General features: G+C 32.7%; 2 protein-coding genes. Both read left to right on the forward strand.

Features of this window, described 5'->3' with window-relative positions; genetic code table 11:
* A partial coding sequence (locus tag ACFSQ0_RS07255) for a hypothetical protein (RefSeq protein ID WP_379046296.1) occupies positions 1-189 on the forward strand: 189 nt, incomplete at its 5' end.
* On the forward strand, positions 182-601 hold the full coding sequence (locus tag ACFSQ0_RS07260; protein WP_379046299.1) for a hypothetical protein: 420 nt from the start codon (positions 182-184) through the stop codon (positions 599-601). The genes ACFSQ0_RS07255 and ACFSQ0_RS07260, both read left to right, overlap by 8 nt.
* Positions 602-837 lie beyond the last annotated feature (236 nt).

Here is an 837-nt window from a genome sequence, read left to right on the forward strand (position 1 = left end):
TCTACCGAAAATTCCATCCTTTTTTCTATCTTTGAGCTACAACGGAATAAATCCTGCGTATTTTTCCGCAACGAAATCATAGCCAAAGCCGTTGCCAGTAATTTGAATGAAAAACGTAAAAACAAAAATATCACTACTTATTTTAATCACTTTAGTTGTTTCCTGTTCGACACAAAAAGGAATGATTAAGAGAGAAAAAACGGAATTTGGAACTGTAAAATATTATGTTCAGACTGACTTAAAAGACGAAAATTATGTGCAAACCGAATTGAATAATGAAAATGACAATAAACGGATTATAATAAAAGTTGCAGATTCTGTTTTTTACAGTTTGTATTCAGACGGAATTAATAAGCACACGAAAAAGAATAAAAATTCGGTTTATCGATTATTCTATGGAGAAATACCAAAAGAATTGGATGCCCAAATTGCGTATCAAAAATTATCGGAATTGGATTCGTTGGTATTATCTAAATCGGACAAAATATTAGACTCGCTGAAATGGAATGATTTTAAGCGTTGGAACGGAGCAAAAGCTTTTGAGATTGAAGTAATTTATTATCACGGATTTCCTAAAAACGAAAAATTTGAACCATACTAAACGGAATAAAAAACTACTGGCAACAATGTATAACCGCAATTACGGCGGATTCGACTGCGTCCGAATCCACTCGGAATTGCTAACGCCAGTTCTTAACCGAAAATTAGTAACTTTAATCCCGTAACTGACGGTTATACGAGACCGTCAGACTGTCTCAAAACCATGCCATCATTGCAGTCTTTTTTTAAGGATATATTTTTAATTTTTTTTATCTTTAAAAATGGAATATCAACAAG

The sequence above is a fragment of the Mesonia sediminis genome, assembly GCF_042684705.1.
Classification (GTDB): domain Bacteria; phylum Bacteroidota; class Bacteroidia; order Flavobacteriales; family Flavobacteriaceae; genus Mesonia; species Mesonia sediminis.